At 37.1% G+C, this 21,455-nt stretch carries 21 protein-coding genes; 18 read left to right on the forward strand and 3 right to left on the reverse strand.

Annotated features, from left to right (window positions below; translation table 11 throughout):
* Positions 1 to 22: 22 nt before the first annotated feature.
* The 7 genes from rpmB to DXB63_RS13340 all read left to right on the forward strand — a co-directional run bounded on the left by rpmB (position 23) and on the right by DXB63_RS13340 (position 4,660).
* A complete protein-coding gene (gene rpmB / locus DXB63_RS13310; RefSeq protein WP_122126908.1) occupies positions 23 to 283 on the forward strand; it encodes a 50S ribosomal protein L28 in 261 nt (86 codons plus the stop codon).
* 19 nt (positions 284 to 302) lie between these two features.
* On the forward strand, positions 303 to 491 hold the full coding sequence (rpmG, locus tag DXB63_RS13315) for a 50S ribosomal protein L33 (protein ID WP_008761579.1): 189 nt from the start codon (positions 303 to 305) through the stop codon (positions 489 to 491).
* A gap of 9 nt (positions 492 to 500) precedes the next feature.
* Entirely contained in the window at positions 501 to 656 is a 156-nt protein-coding gene (locus tag DXB63_RS13320) for a DUF4295 domain-containing protein (RefSeq protein ID WP_005841293.1), read from the forward strand.
* 189 nt (positions 657 to 845) lie between these two features.
* On the forward strand, positions 846 to 1,802 hold the full coding sequence (ftsY, locus tag DXB63_RS13325) for a signal recognition particle-docking protein FtsY (RefSeq protein ID WP_122126909.1): 957 nt from the start codon (positions 846 to 848) through the stop codon (positions 1,800 to 1,802).
* Positions 1,802 to 3,106: a 30S ribosomal protein S12 methylthiotransferase RimO gene (gene rimO, locus DXB63_RS13330; protein ID WP_122126910.1), complete on the forward strand. Its 1,305-nt coding sequence runs from the start codon at positions 1,802 to 1,804 to the stop codon at positions 3,104 to 3,106. Before ftsY ends, rimO begins: the two co-directional genes overlap by 1 nt.
* Positions 3,099 to 3,371, forward strand: coding sequence for an HU family DNA-binding protein (locus DXB63_RS13335; RefSeq protein ID WP_122126911.1), 273 nt, complete (start codon positions 3,099 to 3,101; stop codon positions 3,369 to 3,371). The genes rimO and DXB63_RS13335 overlap by 8 nt, the downstream gene beginning before the upstream one ends.
* A 17-nt stretch (positions 3,372 to 3,388) precedes the next feature.
* The gene (locus DXB63_RS13340) at positions 3,389 to 4,660 is read left to right on the forward strand and encodes an HU family DNA-binding protein (protein WP_122126912.1); all 1,272 of its coding nucleotides are present in this window, start codon (positions 3,389 to 3,391) and stop codon (positions 4,658 to 4,660) included.
* A gap of 88 nt (positions 4,661 to 4,748) precedes the next feature.
* On the opposite strand, the gene DXB63_RS13345 is transcribed toward DXB63_RS13340, so the two are convergent.
* A complete protein-coding gene (locus DXB63_RS13345; protein WP_122126928.1) occupies positions 4,749 to 6,014 on the reverse strand; it encodes a histidine-type phosphatase in 1,266 nt (421 codons plus the stop codon).
* A 398-nt stretch (positions 6,015 to 6,412) separates the two neighbouring features.
* On the opposite strand from DXB63_RS13345, the gene DXB63_RS13350 reads away from it, so the two are divergent.
* The 11 genes from DXB63_RS13350 (at position 6,413) to DXB63_RS13400 (ending at position 17,346) form a co-directional block, all read left to right on the forward strand.
* A complete protein-coding gene (locus DXB63_RS13350) occupies positions 6,413 to 7,408 on the forward strand; it encodes a MoxR family ATPase (protein ID WP_122126913.1) in 996 nt (331 codons plus the stop codon).
* A gap of 83 nt (positions 7,409 to 7,491) precedes the next feature.
* A complete protein-coding gene (locus DXB63_RS13355) occupies positions 7,492 to 8,361 on the forward strand; it encodes a DUF58 domain-containing protein (RefSeq protein ID WP_122126914.1) in 870 nt (289 codons plus the stop codon).
* Positions 8,362 to 8,366: 5 nt separating this feature from the next.
* On the forward strand, positions 8,367 to 9,458 hold the full coding sequence (locus DXB63_RS13360; RefSeq protein ID WP_178301037.1) for a hypothetical protein: 1,092 nt from the start codon (positions 8,367 to 8,369) through the stop codon (positions 9,456 to 9,458).
* A gap of 21 nt (positions 9,459 to 9,479) precedes the next feature.
* Positions 9,480 to 10,478, forward strand: coding sequence for a VWA domain-containing protein (locus tag DXB63_RS13365; RefSeq protein ID WP_122126915.1), 999 nt, complete (start codon positions 9,480 to 9,482; stop codon positions 10,476 to 10,478).
* Positions 10,479 to 10,496: 18 nt separating this feature from the next.
* On the forward strand, positions 10,497 to 11,516 hold the full coding sequence (locus tag DXB63_RS13370) for a VWA domain-containing protein (protein ID WP_122126916.1): 1,020 nt from the start codon (positions 10,497 to 10,499) through the stop codon (positions 11,514 to 11,516).
* Positions 11,517 to 11,528: 12 nt separating this feature from the next.
* Positions 11,529 to 12,266: a tetratricopeptide repeat protein gene (locus DXB63_RS13375; protein ID WP_178301036.1), complete on the forward strand. Its 738-nt coding sequence runs from the start codon at positions 11,529 to 11,531 to the stop codon at positions 12,264 to 12,266.
* Positions 12,267 to 12,302: 36 nt separating this feature from the next.
* Complete coding sequence (locus DXB63_RS13380; RefSeq protein WP_122126918.1) at positions 12,303 to 14,129, forward strand: BatD family protein; 1,827 nt, start codon at positions 12,303 to 12,305, stop codon at positions 14,127 to 14,129.
* Positions 14,130 to 14,148: 19 nt separating this feature from the next.
* On the forward strand, positions 14,149 to 14,970 hold the full coding sequence (locus DXB63_RS13385) for a tetratricopeptide repeat protein (RefSeq protein WP_122126919.1): 822 nt from the start codon (positions 14,149 to 14,151) through the stop codon (positions 14,968 to 14,970).
* An 8-nt stretch (positions 14,971 to 14,978) separates the two neighbouring features.
* Positions 14,979 to 15,665 (forward strand): phosphatase PAP2 family protein, encoded by a 687-nt coding sequence (locus DXB63_RS13390; protein ID WP_122126930.1) that lies wholly within the window; start codon positions 14,979 to 14,981, stop codon positions 15,663 to 15,665.
* A 188-nt stretch (positions 15,666 to 15,853) separates the two neighbouring features.
* The gene (locus DXB63_RS13395) at positions 15,854 to 16,147 is read left to right on the forward strand and encodes a DNA-binding protein (protein ID WP_122126920.1); all 294 of its coding nucleotides are present in this window, start codon (positions 15,854 to 15,856) and stop codon (positions 16,145 to 16,147) included.
* A 74-nt stretch (positions 16,148 to 16,221) separates the two neighbouring features.
* A complete protein-coding gene (locus DXB63_RS13400; RefSeq protein WP_122126921.1) occupies positions 16,222 to 17,346 on the forward strand; it encodes a universal stress protein in 1,125 nt (374 codons plus the stop codon).
* A 145-nt stretch (positions 17,347 to 17,491) separates the two neighbouring features.
* Here DXB63_RS13400 and DXB63_RS13405 read toward each other — a convergent pair whose 3' ends face one another.
* Both DXB63_RS13405 and gyrA read right to left on the reverse strand, forming a co-directional pair.
* Entirely contained in the window at positions 17,492 to 18,706 is a 1,215-nt protein-coding gene (locus tag DXB63_RS13405) for a tetratricopeptide repeat protein (protein ID WP_122126922.1), read from the reverse strand.
* 46 nt (positions 18,707 to 18,752) lie between these two features.
* A complete protein-coding gene (gene gyrA, locus DXB63_RS13410) occupies positions 18,753 to 21,278 on the reverse strand; it encodes a DNA gyrase subunit A (RefSeq protein WP_122126923.1) in 2,526 nt (841 codons plus the stop codon).
* Positions 21,279 to 21,455: the final 177 nt, after the last annotated feature.

Here is a 21,455-nt window from a genome sequence, read left to right on the forward strand (position 1 = left end):
AAACTATAAAAATAAGATAGCAATGTCGAAGATTTGTCAAATTACCGGAAAGAAAGCCATGATTGGCAACAACGTTTCACATTCAAAGAGAAGAACTAAAAGAACTTTTGATGTAAACTTGTTTACGAAGAAATTCTACTATGTAGAGCAGGATTGCTGGATTAGCCTTAATATTTGTGCTAACGGCCTACGTGTGATTAATAAGAAAGGATTGGATGCAGCTTTGAATGATGCTGTAGCTAAAGGTTATTGTGATTGGAAAAGCATTAGAATAATTGCTTAATTGAGAGGAGAATATAGTTATGGCAAAGAAAGCAAAAGGTAATAGAGTACAGGTTATCCTTGAATGTACAGAACACAAGGAAAGTGGTATGCCGGGTACTTCTCGTTATATTACAACGAAGAACAGAAAAAATACTACTGAAAGATTGGAACTTAAGAAGTACAATCCGATTTTGAAAAGAGTAACAGTACATAAAGAAATTAAATAAGATTAACCCATGGCAAAGAAAACAGTAGCAACCCTGCAGACAGGTAAAGAGGGACGTTCTTATACTAAGGTTATCAAAATGGTTAAATCTCCGAAGACAGGAGCTTACATTTTTGACGAACAAATGGTTCCTAATGAAAAAGTACAAGACTTTTTTAAGAAATAATTGTTGTTGTAGAGATACAACAAACAAAAACTCCCTTTCATTGTTTTGATGGAAGGGAGTTTTTTTATCCGGATATGTCAGCTTATTCATTAGAACATAATTATTTATTGTAATTTTTGACAATTCATTTTTAACTTTTCATTACTTGTTATATCTTTGTAGCAGTTATATACATATAAATTAGGTGGTATGGGATTTTTTAGTTTTTTCTCAAAAGATAAGAAAGAAACTTTAGATAAGGGGTTATCTAAGACTAAAGAAAGTGTTTTTGGTAAGATTGCCCGGGCGGTTGCCGGGAAATCCAAGGTAGATGATGAAGTTTTGGATAATTTGGAAGAGGTCCTTATAACTTCTGATGTAGGTGTGGAAACGACTTTAAATATAATCAAACGTATTGAAGGAAGAGTCGCTGCCGATAAATATGTTAATACGGATGAGCTGAATAAGATACTTCGTGATGAAATTGCTGCTTTATTAACCGAAAATAATTCGGTGGATGCTGATGATTTTGATGTACCTACCAATAAAAAACCGTATGTTATTATGGTAGTAGGTGTAAATGGAGTAGGTAAGACTACAACAATCGGTAAATTGGCCTATCAATTTAAGAAAGCCGGTAAATCTGTTTATTTAGGTGCAGCGGATACTTTCCGTGCTGCTGCTGTGGAACAGTTGGTTATTTGGGGAGAGCGTGTAGGGGTGCCGGTTATTAAGCAGAAAATGGGTTCTGATCCCGCATCGGTTGCTTATGATACATTGAGTTCTGCTGTTGCCAATGATGCGGATGTTGTCATTATCGATACTGCCGGTCGTCTTCATAATAAGGTTAATTTGATGAACGAATTAACTAAAATAAAGAATGTAATGCGCAAAGTTGTTCCCGATGCTCCCAATGAGGTGTTATTGGTACTGGATGGCTCTACCGGACAAAATGCTTTTGAACAAGCTAAACAATTTACAAAAGCGACGGAAGTTACGGCAATGGCTGTCACTAAACTGGATGGAACGGCCAAAGGTGGCGTAGTTATCGGTATTTCCGATCAATTTAAGATTCCGGTGAAGTATATAGGATTGGGTGAAGGAATTGAAGATTTGCAGGTATTCCGTAAGAAAGAATTTGTGGATTCTTTATTTGGAGAAAATTAATGAAGAAAAATACAATTGATATTATAACGCTTGGATGTTCTAAAAACCTTGTTGATTCGGAGCAACTTATCCGTCAGTTGGAGGATAAAGGCTATCAGGTAACACATGATTCCGATAATCCGAAAGGAGAGATAGCTGTTATAAACACCTGCGGTTTTATTGGTGATGCAAAAGAAGAATCTATCAATATGATTCTTGAATTTGCTCAGACAAAGGAGGAAGGACATCTAAAGAAATTATACGTAATGGGGTGTCTCTCCGAGAGATACCTGAAAGAACTTGCTATTGAGATACCTCAGGTAGATAAGTTCTATGGTAAGTTTAATTGGAAAGAATTGTTGGATGATTTGGGCAAGGCTTATAATCAGGATATATATATAGAAAGAAGTCTGACTACCCCCAAACATTATGCTTATTTAAAGATATCCGAAGGTTGTGATCGTAAATGTTCCTATTGCGCGATACCTATAATAACCGGTAAACATATTTCTCGTCCGATGGAAGAGATATTGGATGAAGTGAAATACCTTGTAGATAAGGGTGTGAAAGAGTTTCAGGTGATAGCACAGGAGCTTACATATTATGGGATAGACCTGTATAAAAAGCAAATGCTGCCGGAGTTGATTGAAAAAATCTCAGAAATCTCCGGTGTGGAATGGATACGTTTACATTATGCTTATCCCGCCCATTTCCCGGTTGACTTGTTCCGTGTTATGCGTGAACGGGATAATGTATGTAAATACATGGATATTGCTCTTCAACATATCAGTGATAATGTACTTTCCGGGATGCGTCGGCAGGTGACAAAGGAAGAAACTTATCGATTGATAAAACAATTCCGTAAGGAAGTGCCGGGTATTCATTTGCGAACGACATTAATGGTCGGTTTCTCCGGTGAGACGGAAAAGGATTTTGAAGAATTGAAAGAGTTTGTGCGTACAGTTCGGTTCGATAGAATGGGAGCTTTTGCCTATTCGGAAGAAGAAGGTACTCATGCAGCACAACAATATGAAGATAATATACCTCAGGAAATCAAACAGCAACGACTGGATGAATTAATGGAGATACAGCAAGGTATTTCTGCAGAGTTGAGTGCTGCTAAGGTGGGCAAAGTAATGAAAATTATCATTGACCGCCTGGAGGGAGATTATTACATAGGGCGTACGGAGTATGATTCCCCCGAGGTTGATCCGGAAGTTCTGATTAATCGTGAAGATGGTGAATTGAAAATAGGAGAGTTTTACCGTGCGGAGATTACGGATGCCGATGATTTTGATTTATATGCGAAAGTGATTTATGAATAATAAAGAATTTATTTCAGAACTGTCAAAGAGGTTGGGATATACTTTGAAAGATACAACTCAACTGCTCAATTCTACTGTTTCGGTCATGACGAAGCAGTTGCAGGATGGCGATACAATTGCTATTCAGGGATTTGGCACTTTTGAAGTAAAAAAGAAGATGGAGCGCATTTCCGTTAATCCTGTTACACAACAGCGTATGCTGGTCCCTCCTAAATTGGTGCTTACTTATAAACCGAGTAATGTTTTGAAAGATAAGTTCAAATAATCCGGGTAATTGCTTTTATGGATGAAAAACTATACATACAAGACATTATAAATCTGTTGGCAGAGAAACAGGGTATGAAGGGTGCGGAAGCAGAAGCTTTCGTAAAGGCTGTTTTCGATATTATTAAAGAGGCACTTGAAACCGATAAGATCGTTAAGATAAAAGGTCTGGGTACTTTTAAGCTGACTGAAGTCGATAGTCGTGAAAGTATCAATGTGAATACCGGCGAACGTATTCGTATAGAGAGTCATACAAAAATATCCTTTGTTCCTGATACGTTGATGCGTGATTTGATAAACAAACCTTTCTCTCATTTTGAAACAGTAGTCTTGAATGAGGGCGTTGTGTTCGAAGATACGGTAACAGAGGAAGATGAAGAAATGTCAGAAGAAGATGCTGAGGAATCACAACAGGAAGAATCTTTCGAAACAAAAGAAATATATTCAGGAGATACTTCTGTTGAAGAACCTGTTGAGCAGAAGCTGTCTAAAAAGATGCTGATGGATGAAGTGGATTCTGTTGCAGAGATTACACAACCTAATGAAACAGTTCATCAACAAATCTCAAATAAAACAGAAATCTCCGATAATATTCTGGAAGCGACAGCTCCTGATGGTGCTGTAAATGAAGATTCGAATGATGCTGACGAAGATACCGGAGAGGAAAATGTATCAATTGCAGATGATCCTTTGGCGGTAGATTCATCGGTTGAGACTGAATCAGGCGAAGAACAGATGGAAATAACAAAACCGGAGGAGGGGGAGAACGAAAATAAAACTTCAAATAGTCGTCAAACCTTACTTTATGGTCTTGGCATCGTATTAGTTTCCATACTTTTAGGCTGTGGAGTTGTCTACTTTATATATCCGGATGTTTTTAATTCAGGTTCGGGTACTGTAAAGACTACGATTAATTTCGCACAAGATGAGCCTGTGACGGTTGTTGTTGATTCATTGGAAGCTAAGGATACGATTGTTGTTGCGACTACTGTAAAGGAAACTCCTGTGCCAATGATAGATACGACAAAAACAGTGATAACGGGGGTGCGTAAAGGAAGTAATTCCGTGATAGCAGATTCTACGAGCTATGTTATAGTCGGAACGATGACTACCTATAAGTTAGGTGCCGGAGAAACACTGACAATGGTATCCAAACGTTTTTATGAAACAAAAGATTTATGGCCTTATCTAGTGATGCATAATCGTCATATTATTAAGAATCCCAATCGTGTCCCTTCCGGAACAACTATCCGTATTCCTGCACTCAGAGACAAAGGCTATCATCAATAAGTAGTGTAATAATAAACTGTTTCTCAATATAATTAAAGTGCGGATTACGTGCTTGTGTAATCCGCACCTGAGAAGGAGTATCCATCTTTTAAAAAGCAGCCAATTTATTCCTGTAATAAGTCTCGACATCTTTCCAATGATAAAATGGAGCTATATCACTATCAACCGGAAGTTTCATCTCCTGCTCGTTCAACATGATTTTTACTAAGATATCATCACTTCCATTCTTGCGGAAGAATACGAATTGGATATTGGATGCCATGGGGAATATCTTGTAATTGCGCCATACATCGGCAACTTTATTTGCATCATTTGTCTGATAAGCACAATCTCCCAATTCCAAGAGACAAGCTAAAGGCATCACACATACTTCATGTCCGAAGCGCAATGTTGCACTATTTTGTTTCTTCACGAGGCAGGTATCTGCCGTATCCAATATATTCTTCAAAAGGTTGGTCTCCATATAAGGAATCTTTCCTTTGCTCAGAGGAGACGGACCGAAGGATACATACCAAGCATAGTTCTCTATCAACCATAAATCATAACATTCATCTTTCGTGAAGATTGAATAAAGATCTAAATCCGTATCATGACTTTGCATATTGCTTGCTAATTCAAATAATGCATTCATTAACTCACCGCCATCTATTTTCCATTTTATGTAGTCTTGGTTGTTGAAAAGAGTACTCATCAAACGGGCCGGATGAAGATGTTCCTTTTGAAATTGTGTTTTTGCGGCAACAACCTCGTCTGATGTGCGCATCTTATTGAACTTTTCATCTTCATTATTCATATAATACATATCATGGTAACTGGCGTCATTTTTAATCCTTAACTTTGGGTTTAGTGACTGTAACTTTTGACATTCGGAAGTCATAGAAAGGATGCAGCGGATAACAACGGTAGAGCGTGCATCTATTTCTGCTTCTCCTGAGAATACTTCCGGATAGTTTTTGTACATTCTTTCGGCAATGCCTTTATGCTGGCGGGCACCCAGCGGAGTTAATTCGCCATATCTTTGCACGGCCATTCCTGCAATGCTGTCGAGTACCCCTAAAACTTGTTTCCCTAATGGAGTCAGCACACCGTTTTGCTCTGCCTCACGCATAATGCTCAACGGTTTCTCATAATCATTCGGATTAATTAAGAAACGGGAACCATGTCGTGCGTAGTGACTCAGGTAGAAAGGTTTATATCCTTTCGGGGGAGTTGTCGGTGTACCGACGGGAGTAGGGTATGCATAATAATTACTTGCTGAGCGATGGATGTCGGCAGCGATTTCTTCTTTTGCCGTTTGAGCAAATAAATTGAGTGCTAAACAACAAATAACGGTTAGTAACATAAAACGTCTCATACGCATCTTATTTGATTGATAAATTTCTTTTTGAAAGTATCACTGCAAAGATATTAAAAAGTTGACCGGCAGTATTATTATTATGAATAAAGAATTTAGGCTTTTCAGCATGGTGAATAGACCTCTTCACCATGCTGAAAAGAACTTGCCACATTGGTGAAGAGGTCTTTCCACCATGGTGAAAAGCTCAATAGGATAGGGTAAATGAGAGAATGATTTAAATATATTTATCCCAATAACCTTTAAAAAGTAAAGATTCGGCATTGTTTTTTAATAAAAATTAGTTGCTCCTGTTAATTATAAGCACTACTTTTGGAAATCGAAAAAGTAAGGTGTTTTCAGTGAACTTTTTCACCATTTCATAGTTTTAAGTAATCAATAAATAAACTTATAATTGTATGGCTGAATCAATTGATATTCGTGAATTGAACGAAAGAATCGAAAGACAAAGTGCGTTCGTTACTAACCTGATGACAGGTATGGATCAGGTAATTGTAGGGCAAAAGCATCTCGTGGAATCGTTGTTAATAGGTTTGTTGTCAGATGGACACGTCCTTTTGGAAGGTGTGCCGGGGTTGGCAAAAACATTGGCTATTAAAACATTGGCTTCTCTTATAGATGCTAAGTACAGCAGAATCCAGTTTACTCCGGATTTGTTGCCTGCCGACGTTATCGGTACGATGATTTACAGTCAGAAGGATGAGAAATTCATAGCCAAGAAAGGACCTATCTTTGCCAACTTTATTTTGGCGGATGAAATCAACCGTGCTCCGGCGAAAGTGCAGAGTGCTTTGCTGGAAGCCATGCAGGAAAGACAGGTGACATTAAGTAAAGAAACTTTCCCGCTACCGGAACCATTCTTGGTACTTGCTACACAGAATCCTATTGAGCAAGAGGGTACTTATCCACTGCCGGAAGCGCAAGTAGACCGTTTCATGTTGAAGGTGATTATTGATTATCCGAAGCAGGAAGAAGAGAAGTTGATCATTCGTCAGAATATTAACGGTGAGAAATTTGACGTGAAACCCATCTTAAAATCAGAAGAGATTCTGGAAGCAAGAAAGGTGGTTCGTCAGGTTTATCTGGATGAAAAGATAGAACGATATATTGTTGATATAGTGTTTGCTACACGTTTCCCTGAAAAGTATGACTTGAAGGAACTGAAAGATATGATTTCTTTCGGTGGTTCTCCTCGTGCGTCTATCAATCTGGCATTGGCTGCACGTACATACGCTTTCATCAAACGTCGCGGATATGTTATTCCGGAAGATGTTCGTGCTGTTGCGCATGATGTACTTCGTCATCGTATCGGATTGACTTATGAAGCGGAAGCAAGTAATATAACATCTGATGAAATTGTCAGCAAAATTCTAAATAAGGTAGAAGTACCTTAATTGAGTTTTTATGTGGTGCCGTTCCAACAAGTAGAAGCGAACGGCAGAATTATACCTTATTATATATGTATAAATAGAACTACATGGAGACAAATGAACTTTTAAAACGAGTACGCCAAATAGAGATTAAGACAAAGGGATTGTCCAGCAATATTTTTGCCGGACAGTATCATTCTGCCTTTAAAGGACGTGGTATGGCATTCTCGGAAGTTCGTGAATATCAATATGGTGATGATATCCGTGACATAGACTGGAATGTGACCGCTCGCTTTAATAAACCTTATATAAAGGTATTTGAAGAGGAACGTGAACTGACGGTGATGTTGCTGATAGATGTTTCCGCCAGTTTGGAGTTTGGTACTATCAAACAAATGAAAAAGGATATGGTAACCGAAATTGCCGCTACATTGGCTTTCTCGGCTATACAGAATAACGATAAGATCGGAGTGATTTTCTTTTCCGATAGGATAGAGAAGTTTATTCCTCCGAAGAAAGGTCGTAAACATATCTTATATATTATCCGTGAATTGATTGATTTCCAACCGGAAAGCCGTCGTACGGATATAAAACTGGCTATTGAGTATTTGACGAACGTCATAAAGAAACGGTGTACGGCTTTTGTGTTGTCCGACTTTATAGATCAGACGAATTTCAGAAATGCTTTAACCATTGCAAATCGTAAACACGATGTTGTAGCGATTCAGGTATATGACAAGCGGGTAGAGGAACTTCCTTCTATTGGTCTGATGAAGGTGAAGGATGCGGAAACCGGACATGAGCAGTGGATAGATACTTCTTCTGCTGCTGTGCGAAGGGCTCAACATGAATGGTGGATGAAGAAGCAAACCATGTTGAAGGAAACATTCACGAAAAGTAATGTTGATGCAGTGTCCATTCGTACTGATCAGGATTATGTAAAGGCGTTATTGAACTTATTTGCTAAAAGAAATTGATAGAAATGAGTAGATACATATTAGGAAGTAGAAAACTTTTCTTGGTTGTGATATGCTTATGTTGCGCATGGGCGGTTAGGGCGCAGTCTGTTACGGTTGCGGCAAGCATCGATTCCATGCAGATCTTAATAGGAGAGCAGGCAAAGATAAAGTTGGAAGCAAGTTTTGATGCCAACCAGAAAGCAGTATTCCCGCTGTTTAATGATACGATTATTAAAGGAGTGGAAGTTGTGGAAGTGGCTAAGCCTGATACCCAATATTTAAATGACAAGCAGCGTCTTTTGGTAACACAGGAATATACGATAACTTCTTTTGATTCTGCACTTTATTATCTCCCACCTTTGGAAGTAATGGTAGATAATAAATCTTATAAGTCGAAACCTTTGGCTTTGAAAGTTTATTCAATGCCGGTAGATACTTTGCATCCGGAGCAATTCTTCGGGCAGAAAACAATTATGGAAGCTCCTTTTGCATGGGAAGATTGGGCGGCAGTAATCTGGTTGTCTATTCTTGCCATTCCGTTATTGGTACTGGTTATCTTCCTGATTATCCGTTTCAATGATAATAAGCCTATTATAAAGAAAATTAAAGTTGAACCGAAGTTGCCGCCACATCAACAGGCGTTGAAAGAGATAGAACGTATCAAATCTGAAAAAGTTTGGCAGAAAGGACGTGCGAAAGAGTATTACACAGAATTAACAGATACTATTCGTACCTATATTAAAGATCGGTTCGGATTTAATGCATTGGAGATGACCTCTTCTGAAATTATTGATAAATTGCTGGAAATAAAAGATAAAGAAGCTATTGATGATTTGAAGACATTGTTCCAAACAGCAGATTTGGTGAAATTTGCCAAACATGATCCGCTGATGAATGAGAATGATATGAATCTGGTGACGGCGATTGACTTTATTGATCAGACTAAAGTGGAAGAACCTGTAAATCAGAAGCCGGAACCGACGGAAATAACGATTGAGGAGAAACGTTCGAAGCGTGCTAAGATATTGTTAGGTATAGGAATTGTGGTACTTAGTGCGGCGATAGTTGCTATCTTGATATATGTCGGTATGGAGATTTACGATTTATGTTTTTAATGCGATAAATAATCAGATAATATGATATTTGCTAATATTGAATATTTATTTTTGCTGCTGCTCCTTATACCTTATATTATATGGTATATATTAAAGCGGAGCAAAAGTGAGCCTTCACTTCAGGTTTCCGATACGAGAGCTTATATGCACGCTCCAAAAAGTTTTCGGAACTATCTGCTTCATGTGCCTTTTGTATTGAGGGTAATAGCATTAAGTATGATTATCGTTATTCTCGCCCGCCCTCAAACAACCGATAATTGGCAGAATACAGAAGTAGAAGGTATCGATATAATGTTGGCAGTGGACGTATCTACAAGTATGCTTGCGGAGGATTTGAAGCCAAACCGTCTGGAAGCGGCTAAGGAAGTAGCTGCAAAGTTCATCAATGGTCGTCCGAATGACAACATTGGCTTGACTATCTTTGCGGGAGAGAGCTTCACGCAATGTCCGTTGACTGTAGATCATGCGGTGTTGCTCAACCTTTTCCAAAGTATTAAAGGAGATATTGCACAACGTGGACTGATAGAGGATGGTACGGCAATCGGTATGGGATTGGCAAATGCCATTAACCGTTTGAAAGACAGTAAAGCTAAGTCGAAAGTTATTATCTTATTGACCGACGGAACAAATAACCGTGGTGATATTTCTCCGTTGACTGCTGCGGAAATAGCAAAAAGCTTGGGCATCCGTATTTATACGATTGGCGTAGGAACAAACGGAATGGCTCCTTATCCTATTCCCACTGCAATGGGTGTGCAGTATATGAATGTTCCGGTAGAAATTGACGAGTCTACGCTGACCCAGATTGCCGGTACAGCTAACGGTAATTATTTCCGTGCTACAAGCAACTCTAAGCTGGAAGAGGTTTATGAAGAGATTGATAAATTGGAAAAGACAAAATTAAACGTGAAAGAATATAGTAAGCGAGAAGAAGAGTATCAGTTGTTTGCACTGATTGCTTTTTTATGTATCCTTGCCGAAGTTCTGTTGCGCAATTCTATATTAAAGAAAATACCCTAATTAAAACGAAGATAGATTATGTTTCGATTTGCTGACCCGACATATTTGTATCTGTTGATAATACTGCCGTTTATTGCTGCTTTCTATATTTATTCTAATTATAGAAGGAAGAGAAATATACGTAAATTCGGTGATCCGGAACTTTTGGCTAAGCTGATGCCGGAAGTTTCTAAATATCGTCCGAATGTGAAGTTTTGGCTGACATTTGCTGCTTTGACTTTAACAATCTTCTTGTTGGCCCGCCCACAGTTTGGTTCCAAACTGGAGACTGTGAAGCGTAAGGGAGTTGAAGTGGTGATTGCGTTGGATATATCCAATTCCATGTTGGCGCAAGATGTAACTCCAAGCCGTTTGGATAAGTCGAAGAAATTGATTTCCAAACTCGTCGATGAGTTTGATAATGATAAAGTGGGACTGATCGTTTTTGCCGGTGATGCTTTTACCCAGTTGCCGATAACAAGCGATTATGTTTCGGCTAAAATGTTTTTGGAATCAATCAGTCCGGCTTTGATTACCACACAAGGTACTGCTATCGGTAAAGCGATAGATGTGGCAATGCGAAGTTTTACTCCTCAGGAGGGTGTAGGACGGGCAATTGTTATTATAACAGATGGCGAGAATCATGAAGGAGGTGCTGTAGAAGCTGCCCAAGAAGCTGCAAAGAAAGGTATTCGCGTTTTTGTTCTTGGTGTCGGTTCACCGGATGGAGCGCCAATTCCCATTGAAGGAACGAATGAATACAGGAAAGATAATTCCGGTAATGTTATCGTAACTCGTCTGAATGAACAAATGTGTCAGGAAATTGCAAAAGCCGGTGATGGAATGTATATTCGCGTAGATAATACGAATTCTGCTCAGAGAGCTTTGAACAGCGAAATCAACAAGATGGCGAAAACGGACGTGGAGAGTAAAGTATACACGGAATTTAATGAGCAATTTCAGGCTATTGCATGGCTTATTCTTATTTTGCTATTGGTAGAAATGTTGATATTGGAACGTAAAAATCCATTGTTTAAGAACATAAAACTGTTTCATTAAGGTAAAATGCATATGTCGTACTTAAAATATATTACTTTTCTTGTATTTCTTTTGTTGGTAAATGTTACTTTTGCACAGAAGAACGAACGATCATACCTGCGTAGCGGGAATAAATTGTATAATGATAGCTTGTTTGTAAAAGCAGAAGTAGACTATAGGAAAGCATTGGAAGCGAATCCTAAATCTACCGAAGCATTATATAATTTAGGGAATACACTGTCTCAACAGCAGAAATTTAAAGATGCGATGGAGGAGTATGAAGCTGCTGCAAGAATTGAAAAGAATAAAACAAAACTTGCACAGGTATATCATAATATGGGGGTGTTGCTTCAAAATCAGAAACAGTATCCTCAATGTATTGAGGCATATAAACAGTCTTTGAGAAATAATCCGAAGGACGATGAAACCCGTTATAATCTGGCTTTGGCGCAGAAATTGCTGAAAGATCAGCAACAGAATCAGCAGAACCAAGATAATAAGGATAATCAAGACAAGCAGGATCAGGATAAGAAAGACCAGGATAAAAAAGATCAGGAAAAGAAAGAACAGGAGCAGCAGAAGCAGGATGAACAGAAACAAGATCAGCAGCAGCAACCTCCTAAACCGGATCAACAGAAAGATAATGAAATGTCTAAGGAAAATGCTCAACAACTGTTGAATGCAGCAATGCAAGACGAAAAGCAGACGCAAGAAAAAGTAAAGAGACAGCAACAACAAGTTCAGAGTAGAAAACTGGATAAGGATTGGTAATAGTAATTTGGATGATTATAAAATAAAAAGATAGCTATGAGAAAGCTGATTTTCTTATTTACATTATTAATAACAGGTTTGAATGTCTATGCAGATGAAGTGAGTTTCACTGCCTCTGCTCCCGATGCAGTAGTAAGTGGTGAACAATTCAGACTTACATATACGATTAATACACAGAATGTAAGAGAGTTTCGTGCACCGGCAATGAAAGGTTTCGATGTATTGATGGGGCCGACACGTTCTTCACAGAGTAGTACTCAGATCATTAATGGGAAAATGTCGTCGAGTAGTTCGATTACATTTACGTATATATTGATGGCAGGGCAGGAGGGAACTTATAAAATATCAGGAGCAAGTGTTGTTGCAGATGGAAAGGCTGCATTATCCAATTCATTGACTATAAAAGTTTTACCTCCTGATAAAGCAAATGGTATTGATAATGGAGGAAATACTTCTTCATCACGTACTCAATCATCTTCTACCGGGGTATCGAATGCTGAATTGTTTGTTTTAGCTACGGCAAGTAAAACGACAGTTTATGAGCAGGAAGCATTTCTGGTTACTTATAAAGTATATACATTGACAAATCTTACTCAGTGTGGTTTTGCAAAAGCTCCTGATTTTAAAGGTTTCCATTCGCAAGAAGTTGATTTGCCACGTAATAAGACTTTCTCTTTGGAGCATTATAACGGAAGGAATTATAAAACGGTGACTTTGAACCAATATGTGCTGTTTCCGCAACAATCCGGAACTTTAGAGATTCCGTCGGCTGAATTTGACGCTGTTGTTGCGAAGGCTGTACATTCTTCCGATCCGTTTGATGCTTTTTTTAATGGCGGTTCAAACTATGTAGAGGTCAAGAAGAAACTTGTTACTCCTAAGTTGACAATAAACGTAAATCCGCTTCCGGCAGGTAAGCCTGCTTCATTTACGGGAGCAGTAGGAGAGTTCTCTATCAGTTCTTCCATCAGTACTAAAGAGTTGAAAACCAACGATGCATTGACTGTTAAATTAGTTATTTCCGGAGTTGGAAATATGAAGTTGATTAATACGCCGGAAGTTGGATTCCCGAAAGATTTCGAGGTTTATGATCCTAAGGTAGACAATAAATTTACTTTGACCAAGAATGGATTATCCGGTAATAAAGTGATTGAATATCTTGCAATACCAAGACATCCGGGCGATTATACAATTCCTGCAGTGGAATTCTCTTATTTTGATCTGAAGACAAAATCTTATAAGACTTTAAAGACAGAGGATTATCAGATTAAAGTAGAGAAAGGAGCAGGTAATGCAGACCAAATGATTGCTGATTTTACAAATAAGGAGGATTTAAAGGTATTAGGCAAAGATATTCGTTATATAAAGACCGGTGATACAGTATTTAAGAAGAAAGGTGATTTTTTTGTCGGTTCATTGTCATATTATCTATGGTATCTGATTCCGTTCTGTTTATTTATAGTTTTTGTAATCGTTTATAGAAAGAAGGCAATTGAGAATGCTAATGTGGCTAAAGTTCGAACAAAGAAAGCGAATAAGGTAGCTACTAAACGTATGAAATTGGCCGGTAAGCTTCTGGCGGAGAATAAGAAAGGTGAATTTTATGATGAAGTTCTGAAAGCTATGTGGGGTTATATCAGTGATAAATTGAATATTCCCGTATCGCAGTTATCGAAGGATAATATTGAATATGAGTTGACAAAATATGGTGTGAATGAAGAGCTTATAAAAGAATTTATTGATGCGCTTAATCAATGTGAGTTTGCTCGGTATGCTCCGGGAGATGAGAATGCGGCAATGGATAAGGTATATTCGTCAGCTGTAGATGTTATCAGTAAAATGGAAAATTCAATAAAGCATTAAATATTAGATACTATACGAAATGAAAAAAGTATTATTCATAGTTTTTAGTATTATAAGTTGGACTACGGTGTCAGCACAGAATGATTCTGTGGCAGTAGATACTGTTACCGGTTCAGAGGTGAAAGCACTTGCTGCTGCCATGAATAATGATTTAACTAAAGGAGAGGCGGATAGTGCGTATATACGTAATGATTATGCTTCCGCTATTCAGCATTATGAAGATTTGTTGAAAGAAAAAGGTGAATCGGCAGATGTCTATTATAATTTAGGAAACAGCTATTATAAATCAGATAATATTGCAAAGGCCATTTTGAATTATGAACGTGCTTTATTGCTAAAACCGGGGGATAATGATATTCGTTTTAACTTGGAAATGGCAAGGAGTAAGACGGTAGATAAAGTGAATCCGGTAAGTGAAATGTTTTTTGTTACCTGGACAAAATCGCTCATGAATACAATGGGAGCGGATAGTTGGGGTAGGTGGGCTATTACTTCTTTTATTCTCTTTATTTTTTCCTTGATAATTTTTATCTTTGGCAAGCAAATAGTATTTAAGAAAATAGGTTTTGCTACGGCTATCTTATTTTTCTTGGTTGTTGTTGTGACAAACATTTTTGCATATCAACAAAAGGATGAATTAACTGATCGTGCAAATGCAATCGTTATTTCTCCAAGTATAACAGTAAAAAGCACTCCAAATAAAGGAGGAACAGATTTATTCATTCTTCATGAGGGACATAAAGTAAGTATAAAAGATAATTCCATGAAGGAATGGAAAGAAATTCGTTTGGAAGACGGGAATGTTGGTTGGGTTCCGGCCGATGCTATTGAAGTAATTTAATATAGATGATAGACATACAACAAATTATAGGGTTTGATAAACAGGTTTTATTGGCTCTAAACGGAAGTGATTCGATCTTTTGGGATAATTTTATGTGGACATATACAGGTCGGTTGATCTGGGTCCCATTGGCAGCTTCATTGTTGTATGTAATCATTAAAAACAATAAATGGAAAGAAGCTCTATTAATTGTCTGTATGGTTGGATTGGTTATTTTATTGGCCGACCGTATATCATCAGGATTTTTTAAACCATTCTTTCATCGTTTCCGGCCAACGCATGATCCGGAAATTATGGGTTTAGTTGATGTAGTAAATGGCTATCGGAGCGGTAAATATGGATTCTTGTCAGGTCATGCAGCCAATTCATTTGGGGTTATTACTTTTGTTTCATTGCTTATTAGACGGAAAGGGTTTACTTTTGCTTTGATTATTTGGGCTGCATTGAATTGTTATTCAAGAATATATTTGGGGGTACATTTCCCAGGTGATATCTTGTGTGGTACAGTCCTTGGTTGCCTTATCGGAGTGTTGGTTTATTATTTATATCGTTTTCTGAATAAAAAAATATTTAGTAGAGAATATTCTCATGTTATTGCGCATCAGAATAATAAGTATACTATTTCTGATGTAAAACCCATATTAACTGTTTTATATTTAAGTTATTTTTTCATCATAGTCAAAGCCCTGTTCTGATATATTATTAGTAAATGTTTTGATGGATATCCGTGGAATATTTGTCTTCTTTTTAATTCATATAGGTGATTTGAAAAGAAGCTTCAATTTTCTAAAAATATCATCAAAAAGTTGCTTTTATTTGTTTTTTTGATTAAGTTTACAGCGTGATAAAAATCACTAGTATTAACCAATAAATTTACTATATCATGAACAGAACAATAACTTTCAATGAACTCCGTAAAATAAAGGATTCATTGCCGACAGGTAGCATGCATAGAATAGCGGATGAGCTCGGTTTAAGTGTAGATACAGTTCGCAATTTTTTTGGAGGATACAATTTTAAAGAAGGAAAAAGTGTTGGAATACATCTTGAGCCCGGTCCTGATGGCGGGTTAGTAATGCTAGATGATACCACAGTACTTGATCGGGCTTTAAAGATATTAAGAGAATTGAATATAAATCATCAGGAGCAAGCTACAGAGGAACCTGTTCTATCATAAAAGATAAAATCAAAATCCCGGTTGAAAACATTCAATTGGGATTTTTTGTTTCTTCTAAATAATAAATAATCATTATGGAAGATAAATTAGTAACATTAGCTATTCTCACATATTCTAAAGCCCAGATATTGCAGCATATCCTTAAAAATGAGGATATTGAGTCGTATATTCATAATGTGAATTTGATACAGCCGATTGTTTCTTCAGGTGTAAGGTTGAGAATAAAAGAGAGTGATTTACCACGTGCTTTAAAGATTGTAGAAAGTTCAGAATGGTTGTCGGATATATCTAAAAGTAAAGACAATGAAGCTGATAAAGAAAAAAGAAGGAAAGTATTAGTTCCGGTTGATTTTTCTGATTATTCATTGAAAGCGTGTGAGTTAGGATTTAATTTCGCAAAAGAGTTTGGTGCAGAAGTAGTCTTGTTGCATGCTTATTTTAGCCCTATTTATGCATCCTCATTGCCGTATGGTGATGTTTTTAACTATCAGAATCAGATTGCAGAAGAGGAGTCAATGAAAGATATGATTCAAATTGTTCATAAAGAACTAAATATTTTGTCTGATAAGATTAAGGAAAAAGTCAAGATAGGAGAGTTTCCTGATGTGAAATATACCTGTTTACTTCGTGAAGGTATACCGGAAGAGGAGATTCTGAGATACTCTAAAGACAATAGTCCTATTATAACTATAATGGGAACAAGAGGAAAGGATCAGAAAGATATTGATTTAATAGGAAGTGTAACAGCCGAGATTATCGATAGAAGTCATACGTCAGTATTGGCTATTCCGGAGAAAACACCATTTAGTTCTTTTAAATCAGTTAAGAAAATAGCTTTTGTTACAAATTTCGATCAGAGGGATTTAATTGCTTTTGATAATCTGATGAATGCATTTAAACCTTTTGATTTTTCCGTATCATTTATACACTTAGCAGAAGTAAAGGATACTTGGAATGAAATAAAATTAGCAGGTATCAAAGATTATTTTCAGAAACAATATCCAGATCTGAAGATATTCTATGATGTTGTTATGGAAGATAACATTTTGAGTAACTTTGATAAGTATATCTCAGAGAAAAATATTGATGTGATAAGTATCACAAGCTACCGGAGAAATATTTTTGCCAGATTATTTAATCCGAGTATTGCTCGTAAGATGATATTTCATACTGATACACCTTTGCTGGTGATAAAGTGATTGAAAATGTCGTAGTAATAATTGAGATATAATTAGGATTATGTTTAATAACTAAACTAAATATTTCTATACTATCCTACCTATATATAAAAAAAGAGTTCTATTAAAAAATAGAACTCTTTTTTTATATAGAAATATATCTTTATTATTGCATGAGCTTTTCAATGGCTTCAAATTCTGCACCAAGATTCAACTTATAGTAAATCGTATAAAGTCCATTCAACCATAAATCTCTTTGATCTGGTTTAAGTTCTCTTGCTTTTTCATAATATGGTCTAGCATCTTCATAGAACTTTTTAATTTTAGCTTGTTCCTCTGCATATTTAGGATCATTGAAATCCGTTGTTACTTTATCAGTATAATCCAAACCTTGTTGACAGTAAATCAAACCTAAGTTAGAATAAGCTTCTGCATATGTAGGATCTGCTTCTATTGTTCTTTTGTAGAAAGAAATAGCGTTATCATAATCCTTCATATTTTGATATAAGTAGCCTTTTACATATAAGAAAAAAGGATTGTTTGGATCTTTTGCTATCATATTATCAGCAAAAGTCATTGCTTCATCGAATTTCTCTGAATTGCTGTAATAATCAATTAGATGACCAAAAAAGAAAGAATAATCGGGGTATTTTTGGATACCATCTTTTAATGTTACAATCCATTGAGCTGTATCTCCTTTTGCTTTATAGGCAGTTGCAAGGAATTCCATGGAGTATTTACCATATTCTTTATCGTCCACTCCCATTGGAGCATATTTAATTACATTGTCGTAATCTTCTGCTTTAGCAGCTGCAAGTGCTGCATAATATGCGATTTGACTGATAAGAGTATCTTTATTGATCAGGTCTTCTTTTTCCATCATCGGGGCTTTTGCTACATCAACATACATGCCAAAAAACTTAAGCGCTTCCTGGTTATCATCTTTGTTAAATGCATTGATACCACCATTGATAAGATTAGGACGTTCCATCAACATTGTAGCAGCATTAGCTTTTCTGTATTTGAACTTAATTTTTCCTTTTTCATTAGGAATCTGTTCCAATTGGTCGCATTTCAAGAAATACTCAAACATATTGTAAAAGCTATTATAGACACCATTCGTGTCGAAAGGCTGTCTTAAATAAGCTTTTTCATTCTCTTTTTCAGTGTACCTTTTCTGAATAAGACCTGCTACATTCCAAGTGTTGGCATCATCTTTTGTCTCAGGATTAGTCAACGCTTCTCCTATTAATTCCTGTGCTTTTTGAAAATCCGGTTTGGTTTCTTCTATCAGACTTTTAGCTTCCTTTACGTTTTTAACTTGTGCAAAAGTAAAGCCAACTGTCATTAATAGCACCATTGAAAATAATACTCTTTTCATGATTGATAGTTGTTTGATTAAATATTAAACTTTTTTTCTCTCTCTATTATTCATTTGCTTCTTCCGGTTGATTGGTAGATGATGATATTTCGTTACTATCAGATTCTTCTGCTTCGATTATTGTTTCATCTTCTTCTGAGGTAACTTTGCATACAGAGCCGATTTGATCATTACGTTTTTCAAGGTTAATTAATCTAACACCTTGGGTTGCACGTCCCATGATACGTACATCAGCTACTTTCAAACGGATAGTGATTCCGGATTTATTGATAATCATCAGATCATTTTCATCGGTTACCGATTTGATAGCTACCAATTTACCTGTTTTATCTGTGATATTCAGCGTCTTGACTCCCTTACCGCCACGATTGGTCTTACGATAGTCTTCAATATCAGAACGTTTTCCGTATCCTTCTTCTGAAACAACCATAATCGTTTCGGTTGGATCTTTAATACAAACCATTCCGATTACTTCATCGTCTCCTCCGTCAAGAGTCATACCTCTTACACCTGTTGCCGTACGTCCCATAACACGAACTGCACTTTCATGGAAACGAATTGCCCGTCCGTTACGGTTAGCGATAATGATCTCATTATCCCCATTGGTCATTCGAACTTCGATTACACTATCATCTTCACGGATCGTGATTGCATTTACACCATTTTGACGAGGACGTGAATACTGTTCCAATGACGTTTTCTTAATGACACCGTTTTTAGTACAGAACAATAAGTAATGGCTGTTGATGAATTCTTGGTCTGTCAGGTTCTTAACACGTACGTATGCTGTTACAGCATCGTCAGACTCAATATTCAATAGATTTTGTATAGCGCGTCCTTTTGAATTCTTTGTACCCTCCGGTATTTCATATACTTTCAACCAATAACATTTACCCTTTTGAGTAAAGAACATCATTGTATTGTGCATTGTTGCCGGATAGATATGTTCTACAAAGTCTTCATCTCTTGTTTCACTGCCTTTAGAACCTACCCCACCACGGTTTTGTGCACGGAATTCGGTTAATGGTGTACGTTTGATATAACCCATATGAGAAATAGTCAGAATCATCTGATCATCCGCATAAAAGTCTTCCGGATTAAATTCTTCAGATGAATAAACGATTTCAGAACGGCGTACATCACCATATTTGTCTTTAACTTCGATTAGTTCGTCTTTGATAACTTGCTTACAAAGCTCGTCATTGGAAAGTACCTCTTCATAGTAGGCAATTTGCTTCATAATTTCATCATATTCAGAATGAAGCTGATCTTGCGCTAAGCCGGTTAATTGGCGTAAACGCATTTCTACGATGGCACGGGATTGTATTTCAGACAGATTAAAACGTTCCATTAATCCAGCAATAGCATCGTTTGGAGTTTTGGCTGCGCGGATAATACGAATCACTTCATCAATATTGTCCGAAGCGATAATCAAGCCTTCCAAAATATGTGCACGTTCTTTGGCTTTGCGCAAATCGTATTGTGTACGACGAATGACTACGTCATGGCGATGCTCTACGAAATATTTGATTAAGTCTCTCAAATTCAACATTTTCGGGCGTCCATGTACCAATGCAATATTGTTTACACCGAAAGATGTTTGCAAAGAGGTCATTTTAAATAACTTATTCAGTACTACGTTGGCATTGGCATCACGTTTAATATCCACTACGATACGCATACCTTCGCGGTCTGATTCGTCATTGGCATTAGAAATACCCTCAATTTTCTTTTCATTAGCCAAATCAGCAATAGATTTGATTAATTCAGCTTTATTGACGTTATAAGGAATTTCGGTAATGACGATTTTGTCATGTGTGCTACCGGTTTCTATTTCGGCTTTTGCACGCATAATTACTCTTCCTCGACCTGTTTCATATGCTTCGCGAACTCCGCTTATACCATATATATAACCACCTGTCGGGAAGTCCGGAGCTTTCACATATTGCATCAGCCCCTCAATGTCGATGTCATTATTATCTATGTATGCGATACAAGCATCAATTACTTCAGATAGATTATGGGTTGGCATATTGGTTGCCATACCTACAGCAATACCGGATGCACCATTCACCAAAAGGTTCGGGATACGTGTTGGCATTACGGTTGGTTCTTGCAATGTGTCATCGAAGTTGTTTTGGAAGTCAACAGTCTCTTTATAAAGGTCTTGCATCATTTCCTCACCAATCTTTTTCAATCTAGCTTCGGTATAACGCATTGCTGCCGGACTGTCACCGTCTACTGAACCAAAGTTACCTTGTCCGTCCACTAATGGATAACGCATAGCCCAATCTTGAGCCATTCTGACTAAAGCTCCGTATACGGATGAATCACCGTGTGGGTGGTATTTACCTAAAACTTCACCGACGATTCTGGCTGATTTCTTGTAGGGCTTATCTGACGTATTTCCCAGTTCCATCATTCCGTAAAGGATTCTTCTGTGAACCGGTTTAAAACCATCTCTAACATCAGGAAGTGCACGCGCTACAATTACGGACATTGAATAATCAATGTACGAGGACTTCATCTCTTCCTCGATGTTGATCTTTATAATTCTATCTTGTTCAAGCATTTAAAAAAGAATATTAATTATACATCTGTGCTTTATCAAAAAACAACGCTAAATTACTACATTTTCGTGATATACGAAAGGATTCTTCCAAAAACTTTCAGTGTGCATTAGCTTGTTGAGAAAGTGATTTTTGGTTACCAGCTGAGGGAATATGATAATTTATATTTCTTAATATAT

Origin of the sequence: Bacteroides sp. OM05-12, from assembly GCF_003438995.1 — a bacterium.
Classification (GTDB): Bacteria; Bacteroidota; Bacteroidia; order Bacteroidales; family Bacteroidaceae; genus Bacteroides.

Coding starts and splice junctions, on each gene's coding strand:
- rpmB (WP_122126908.1), top strand. CDS start 23: ATGTCGAAGATTTGTCAAATTACCGGAAAGAAAGCCATGATTGGCAAC.
- rpmG (WP_008761579.1), top strand. CDS start 303: ATGGCAAAGAAAGCAAAAGGTAATAGAGTACAGGTTATCCTTGAATGT.
- DXB63_RS13320 (WP_005841293.1), top strand. CDS start 501: ATGGCAAAGAAAACAGTAGCAACCCTGCAGACAGGTAAAGAGGGACGT.
- ftsY (WP_122126909.1), top strand. CDS start 846: ATGGGATTTTTTAGTTTTTTCTCAAAAGATAAGAAAGAAACTTTAGAT.
- rimO (WP_122126910.1), top strand. CDS start 1,802: ATGAAGAAAAATACAATTGATATTATAACGCTTGGATGTTCTAAAAAC.
- DXB63_RS13335 (WP_122126911.1), top strand. CDS start 3,099: ATGAATAATAAAGAATTTATTTCAGAACTGTCAAAGAGGTTGGGATAT.
- DXB63_RS13340 (WP_122126912.1), top strand. CDS start 3,389: ATGGATGAAAAACTATACATACAAGACATTATAAATCTGTTGGCAGAG.
- DXB63_RS13345 (WP_122126928.1), bottom strand. CDS start 6,014: ATGAGACGTTTTATGTTACTAACCGTTATTTGTTGTTTAGCACTCAAT.
- DXB63_RS13350 (WP_122126913.1), top strand. CDS start 6,413: ATGGCTGAATCAATTGATATTCGTGAATTGAACGAAAGAATCGAAAGA.
- DXB63_RS13355 (WP_122126914.1), top strand. CDS start 7,492: ATGGAGACAAATGAACTTTTAAAACGAGTACGCCAAATAGAGATTAAG.
- DXB63_RS13360 (WP_178301037.1), top strand. CDS start 8,367: ATGAGTAGATACATATTAGGAAGTAGAAAACTTTTCTTGGTTGTGATA.
- DXB63_RS13365 (WP_122126915.1), top strand. CDS start 9,480: ATGATATTTGCTAATATTGAATATTTATTTTTGCTGCTGCTCCTTATA.
- DXB63_RS13370 (WP_122126916.1), top strand. CDS start 10,497: ATGTTTCGATTTGCTGACCCGACATATTTGTATCTGTTGATAATACTG.
- DXB63_RS13375 (WP_178301036.1), top strand. CDS start 11,529: ATGTCGTACTTAAAATATATTACTTTTCTTGTATTTCTTTTGTTGGTA.
- DXB63_RS13380 (WP_122126918.1), top strand. CDS start 12,303: ATGAGAAAGCTGATTTTCTTATTTACATTATTAATAACAGGTTTGAAT.
- DXB63_RS13385 (WP_122126919.1), top strand. CDS start 14,149: ATGAAAAAAGTATTATTCATAGTTTTTAGTATTATAAGTTGGACTACG.
- DXB63_RS13395 (WP_122126920.1), top strand. CDS start 15,854: ATGAACAGAACAATAACTTTCAATGAACTCCGTAAAATAAAGGATTCA.
- DXB63_RS13400 (WP_122126921.1), top strand. CDS start 16,222: ATGGAAGATAAATTAGTAACATTAGCTATTCTCACATATTCTAAAGCC.
- DXB63_RS13405 (WP_122126922.1), bottom strand. CDS start 18,706: ATGAAAAGAGTATTATTTTCAATGGTGCTATTAATGACAGTTGGCTTT.
- gyrA (WP_122126923.1), bottom strand. CDS start 21,278: ATGCTTGAACAAGATAGAATTATAAAGATCAACATCGAGGAAGAGATG.